This window comes from Paenibacillus puerhi (genome assembly GCF_009846885.1).
Taxonomy (GTDB): domain Bacteria; phylum Bacillota; class Bacilli; order Paenibacillales; family NBRC-103111; genus Paenibacillus_G; species Paenibacillus_G puerhi.
Genome location: NZ_WUWM01000005.1, coordinates 251,582 through 257,581 on the forward strand (window position 1 = coordinate 251,582; position 6,000 = coordinate 257,581).

Sequence of the window (6,000 nt, forward strand, 5' to 3'; positions counted from 1 at the left end):
TGCCGTGACCTTGCTGCTTGTCGGACATAGCAGACGCCTCCTTTGAGCTCGAGTATGGGGGTGATTTCGCGGCGACAGGCGCCATGAGTTTAGTATGGAGCAGGCGATGCCCGCCTATTCCGAGCAAAGCTCAATAAAAATGCGATGAATTTGGTCTGTGCCTATATCGAGAATAGGCCTAACGTGATACAATTGGGTAAATAGAACTAGTGATAATAGTGGAACATAGGACTTGCGGTTGAGTCTTCTTCAGGAAAGGGATGGCCGGTCATGACGATGCTTAAGGTCGCGAATTGCCCTTCATGCGGCAAAGTGTTCCAGAAAAACATACGGAATTTGTGTCAGGACTGCCAATATTCGCTGGATTCGGATTATACGAAATGCTCGGATTTCCTGCGGAAATATCATAAGGCTTCGACAGAGGAAATGAGCGAGGCTACCGGGGTGTCTCTTCGCCAGATCCATCTGTTTATTAAAGGGAATAGGCTGCCGACGACTTATTACTCCGGCCTGACCTATCCTTGCAGCAACTGCGGAGCCGGCATCCGGCAGCATCATCTCTGTGTGAGCTGCCGGATGCGTCTTGTCTCCGAGATCCGTCATATGCGGGAGCAGGAGGAGAAAACGCGTGAGCGCGGGGCCGGGTTTCAGATCCGAGACCGGAGCCGGCTGCAATACTGATCAAGTGCCGTCGATCGTGCCGGGCCTTGTCCAAAGGCGCCGGCTTTGTTTTTGTCGTTTTTCAAAATTTATGCTAAAATGGCATTGAAACCGGGCAGACGACGAGGAATTTGCAATTTTGTCACAAATTTTTCACGGGAATGGCCGAAATAGGCATGTGTAAATTGAACAGTATTATGTACAATAAGCCTATGTGTCTAACGGTAAACAAGTAGGGGGGGAATATCTATGCATAAGTGGGTCATGTTTTCACTGTTCATCGTCGCCTGTCTCCTCGGAACGGGAGTGTTGTTTCAAACCATCTCGGCACGTCAAGCGGAAATGGCGAAGGAAGAGGCGGCCGGTCCTTCTTTGAAATTCGTAGCGTCGAACTACAAGTTCGATCAAGCGGAATATAAAGTAAAAGCCGGAGAAAAGATGACGGTTTCCTTGCAAAACAAGGAAGGTCTTCACGCGATGGAAATCGTTGGAACGAGTGTAAAGCTCGACAACAACACGAAGTCGATGGAAGTTACGTTCGACAAGCCTGGCGTCTATGAAGTTCACTGCACGCTGCCTTGCGGTCCGGGGCATGCCGAGATGATATCCAAGCTGATCGTCGAGTAATCGACGGCTGTTTTCCCTTGAGACGAGAAGGAGGTCTGCGCCTAGCGCCGGACTTCCTTTTCTTTTTGCCTCGGCAGACATATAATACAAGAGATACGATTTTTTTGAACATGCCTGACACAGAGAGGTTGATTCCCATGCGGACAGTTGATCTTATACATAGGAAAAGGAACGGCGGCGAGCTTACAACCGATGAAATCAACTGGCTCATCGCTGGATATGTGCAGGGCTCTATCCCGGACTACCAGGTATCAGCTTGGGCCATGACGGTCTATTACCAAGGGATGAGCGCCAGGGAGACGGCGGATTTGACGCTCGCGATGGCAGCCTCGGGCGATCAAGTCGATCTGAGCGGTATTCCCGGGATCAAGGTGGATAAGCACAGCACAGGCGGCGTCGGCGACACGACCACGCTAGTCGTAGCGCCGCTGGTGGCGGCGGCAGGAGTGCCGGTAGCCAAAATGTCCGGTCGCGGGCTCGGTCATACCGGGGGAACGGTCGACAAGCTGGAGGCCATCCCAGGCTTTCAAGTCGAGCGGTCGAAGGAGCAATTCCTTCAGCAGGTCCGGGATATCGGCATTGCGGTCGTCGGACAGTCCGGCAATCTGACGCCGGCCGACAAGAAGCTGTATGGATTGCGCGATGTCACGGCAACGGTTGATTCGATTCCGTTGATCGCCAGCTCCATCATGAGCAAGAAGATCGCCTCCGGTGCGGACCGGATCGTACTCGATGTGAAGACAGGCAAGGGAGCCTTCATGAAGACGCTGGACGATGCGGTCGCGCTTGCCCGGGCGATGGTGGAGATTGGTACGGAGGTAGGCCGGGAAACGGTCGCCGTCATCACCAACATGGATGAGCCGCTGGGTCCCTCGATAGGGAATGCGCTGGAGGTCATCGAGGCGATCGACACGCTCCGCGGCCAAGGTCCGGCTGAGCTGACGGAGCTTTGCCTGGAGCTCGCCGCTCATATGGTGTATCTCGGAGGTAAAGCGGCTGCGTACGAGGAGGCTCTGCAGCAGGTCACAGAGCTGTTGAGAAACGGCGCGGCGCTCGATAAGCTCAAGCAGTTCATCGAAGCCCAGGAAGGGAATGGGGCAATCGTGAACGCACCGGACTTGCTTCCGCAGGCGGACTTTCGTCTGGAGGTCCCCGCGCCGCAGGACGGTTATGTATCGGAGATCGACGCGGAGTCCTTGGGCGTCACGGCGATGATGCTGGGGGCAGGCCGGGCTACCAAGGAGGACCGGATCGATCTGGCCGTAGGGCTGAAGCTGAACAAGCGTGTCGGCGATCCGGTGAAGGCCGGGGAGGCGCTAGCTGAACTTTACATGAATCGCCATGAAGCGGAAGAGACGAGCAGCATCTTGAGGCGTACGATAGCCGCGTTCAGCTTCGCTGACGAGCCGGTGGAGCGGCCCAAGCTGATGTATGCTGTCGTGACCAAGGACGGAGTCCGCTATATGTAAGCTAAGAATCGCCCGAAGCGCAGGTTTTCCCCGCCCGGGCGATTTTTTTGTGCGCAGAACGAACCGAAGCCGGGAGTTAATGGTCTTATTAACAACCGGACAGGAGGTGAGACCAGGCATGAACGATAGGGAATTATTTCAAACGTACCGCAATGATGTGTACTACCTCTGCTATTATTTGCTGCAAAATGCTGCGGACGCCGAGGACATGTGCCAGGAAACGTTCGTCCGAGCCCTACAGGCGGACCGGAGCCGCGTAGAAAGTTTGAAGCCATGGCTGCTTCGCATCGCGGCCAATCTGTGCAGCAGTCATGGCAAGCGGCGCAGCCAAGGAACCTGGAAGGAATGGACGTCGTTCCTTCTGCAGCCCAAGCAGAGCCACGAGCCGGCGGAGGAATCGGTCATGCGCCAAGAGGGGGAACGGGATCTTGAGCGCTGGCTCGGCAAGCTGCCGCCCAAGCTTCGGAGCGTGCTGGCGCTGCGGTATGTCAGCGAGCTCTCGCACCAAGAGATCGCAGACTGCCTGGATATTCCGCTTGGTACAGTCAAGTCGAGAATGAGCAAGGGGATGCAGCTGCTCCGCGAGCAGCTCGAAGCTGGGATTCACGAGAAATGGAAAGGGGATGAGTGTCTTGAATAACCAACAAGAACGATACCTGGAGAAGCTGGCTCGTCAAGAGCGACCGGAGCTTCCTGATTTTGACGCGATGTGGCAGAGCATACAGGAGCGGGTGGCAGCTGAGGGAGGAAATGGACCGAGACGCAGAAGAGAAGGAGATGCCCTGCGGAGCGGACGAAGACGCGCCAGGCTGCTCCCGGTGGCCGTCGCAGTCTCGACTTTACTGGTAGCCGCGCCAGTCGTTGCGGGCGTAACGGTCGGCTGGCCGGAGCTGTTTGGCCGTCTGGGCGTGTCGACTGCTTTCAATGAAGGCTTCGGCAACCCCCTGGATATTACGATGGAGTCGAAGGGCGTACAAGTATCGCTGCACGGTGTTGTGACCGACGAGAAGCGTCTGGATGTGCTGTTCACGGCCATGGTGCCGGATATGCCCAAGTTCGATGTCGTCAGCTTCGGCAAGGCCTCTCTAGCGGATAGCAAGGGAGCGAGCGAGGAGCTTCGCAATATGATCAAGCTGGATGAAGCCTCCGGGCAGCTTACCGGCCTGCTGGAGACGGACAATAGCTTGTCCTGGGGCCGCAATAAGCTGGATCTGACCCTCGAGGGACTGAGCTTTTACCGGTATAAAGACACGCCTCTGCCGATGAAGCTGAGCCAGCTCCAGCAGGGCCAAGATATACCGACAGGAACCGCTTATGAGGCTATCCGTATCCAATCGGTCGAGCGCCAAGAGGAGACGGTAAGTATCCGGTATGAACTTCCTATTCGCTCGAAGGAAGAGAGCTGGGCCCATCCGCATTTATTCCTGATGGCGGGAGAGCAACGCATTTCATCAAGTTACGGGGCGGTCCTGCCTACGGATAAGGAGAATACCCAGCTGAGCCAGGTCAACTTCACGGTTACGGCGGAGCAGTGGGAGCAGGCGGCACTCCAGTTCTCCTACCTGGAGCCTATCAAGACGATCGACGGCAGCTGGCTCGCCTCCTTCGATGTGAATGATGCGAAGGCCAGACAAGCAACCTACCGCAAAAAACTGGATATTCCGGTTGCCGAAGACTTTACCATGAAGCTTAAGGCGATGGCGGTTACGCCGCTGCAGATCAAAATCGATTATGACGATGAACATAAATTGCCAAATCACGCCGAGTATTATTATCGGAATATCAAGCTGCAGGTAGGCGGCCAGACTGTTGAAGGCGGACGGTGGCATGATGACAAGACGGGGTGGTATCTGCGCTTCGAGTCGCCGGAGTGGAACAAGGACTGGTCCGGCATTCCGATGAAGCTTATGTTCACGGACCTGCAAGTACGCAAGCGCTCCACGGACCTGTGGGTGCCTTTGCAGCAAGTGACGGAAACGCCTCAGTCCTTTGAGACGAAGCTCGACGGATTTCCCGTCACATTCACCTATTACAAGCAGGGGGATGATCTGATCGTCGAATCCGAATCGACCGATGAGCGCTTCCAAGGCATCTCGCAGACAGCCGTCGATCAGGACGGGGAGCGGATCTATCCGCCGGTAGAGCCAATGCCGCCGGGAGGGAGCATATCCAACCACCGGGTTCAGAAATACCCCGGCCTGCTCGCGAACCATGGAGAGATTAAGCTGAGCCCCGGGTTTTACAACTACATCGTGCCGGGGCATGCCAAGGAAATTTCGATCAACTAGTATTAGGTTTCTGAATTAATGCAACCTTAATCTCCCCATCCATACCGTACTTCCAGCGGAAGGGTGTGGGGCTCTCATTGACTTCATCGAGATTTTGCTCAATGCGTTGTTTCAGTTCTTCTTTGGACTTGACGCTCAGGTGATGAAGCACCTGTTTGGTCATCTTCGCAAAAAACGACTCGATCACGCTGAGCCATGAGCCATGCTTGGGAGTGAAGACAAATTCAAAACGACCCGGCCCCGTCTCCAAGTAAGTCTTCGATTCTTTGGAGATGTGGGCCGATTGATTATCCAAGATCATCTGAATACGGAGTTCAGGTTTGAGGTTCTTCAGAAAGTCCCCAATTCGCAGCTGCGCTGGCGTTCTTCCACGGAGCCTATAACTTTGCCTGTGACGAGGGGCCAAGATCCGCCAGAAGACTAAGTGTGCCATGACGCTTGTACTCAGAGTCGCGCCCTATGGCCGGATACTCTCCCGGAACAGCTGGCAAGTCGTCTGCAGTATTCATTAAACAGCTCATTTTCACCTTAGGCGGGGATATATGTACGATATTTCGTATAAACGGACACTTCGAGCTAGCTATACGTGCCTGTTTGTACGATTTTTCGTACAAAAATGGCTCATTTTCACCTTAGGCGGGGATATATGTACGATATTTCGTATAAACCGACACTTCGATCCAGCCATACGTGCCTCTTTATACGGTTTTTCGTACAAACCGTTAGTGGTTGGGATTGAAGTGGATACGAATGTAAGGGACAATTATCGTAACTTCGGGAACGTTCAACTAGTGCCTGACCATATGGAAGCCGGACCCCAGGGTCCGGTCAGATTGACGAGAAACCCCTAGTGTTAGCTGGATAGCTCATTTTTTAAAGGATTATTTTTCAAAAAAAAGAGATCGCCCTCCTCATTGAACCTGTTTATCCAGGTGGAGAGCGATCTTTTTCATGTT

The 6,000-nt window shown here is 54.2% G+C and carries 6 protein-coding genes; 5 read left to right on the forward strand and 1 reads right to left on the reverse strand.

The features are described 5' to 3' along the window. Positions 1 to 270: 270 nt before the first annotated feature. The 5 genes from GSF01_RS06795 to GSF01_RS06815 all read left to right on the forward strand — a co-directional run bounded on the left by GSF01_RS06795 (position 271) and on the right by GSF01_RS06815 (position 5,044). The gene (locus tag GSF01_RS06795) at positions 271 to 681 is read left to right on the forward strand and encodes a flagellar protein (protein ID WP_159882266.1); all 411 of its coding nucleotides are present in this window, start codon (positions 271 to 273) and stop codon (positions 679 to 681) included. A gap of 228 nt (positions 682 to 909) precedes the next feature. Beyond that, positions 910 to 1,287, forward strand: a complete 378-nt coding sequence (locus tag GSF01_RS06800) for a cupredoxin domain-containing protein (protein WP_159882267.1) — start codon at positions 910 to 912, stop codon at positions 1,285 to 1,287. A gap of 137 nt (positions 1,288 to 1,424) precedes the next feature. Further along, positions 1,425 to 2,756, forward strand: a complete 1,332-nt coding sequence (locus GSF01_RS06805) for a pyrimidine-nucleoside phosphorylase (protein ID WP_159882268.1) — start codon at positions 1,425 to 1,427, stop codon at positions 2,754 to 2,756. 118 nt (positions 2,757 to 2,874) lie between these two features. Further along, entirely contained in the window at positions 2,875 to 3,396 is a 522-nt protein-coding gene (locus GSF01_RS06810; protein ID WP_159882269.1) for an RNA polymerase sigma factor, read from the forward strand. Next, positions 3,389 to 5,044: a DUF4179 domain-containing protein gene (locus GSF01_RS06815; RefSeq protein WP_159882270.1), complete on the forward strand. Its 1,656-nt coding sequence runs from the start codon at positions 3,389 to 3,391 to the stop codon at positions 5,042 to 5,044. The genes GSF01_RS06810 and GSF01_RS06815 overlap by 8 nt, the downstream gene beginning before the upstream one ends. On the opposite strand, the gene GSF01_RS06820 is transcribed toward GSF01_RS06815, so the two are convergent. Next, on the reverse strand, positions 5,037 to 5,477 hold the full coding sequence (locus GSF01_RS06820; protein WP_159882271.1) for a transposase: 441 nt from the start codon (positions 5,475 to 5,477) through the stop codon (positions 5,037 to 5,039). The two genes, GSF01_RS06815 and GSF01_RS06820, sit on opposite strands and share 8 nt — an antisense overlap. Positions 5,478 to 6,000: the final 523 nt, after the last annotated feature.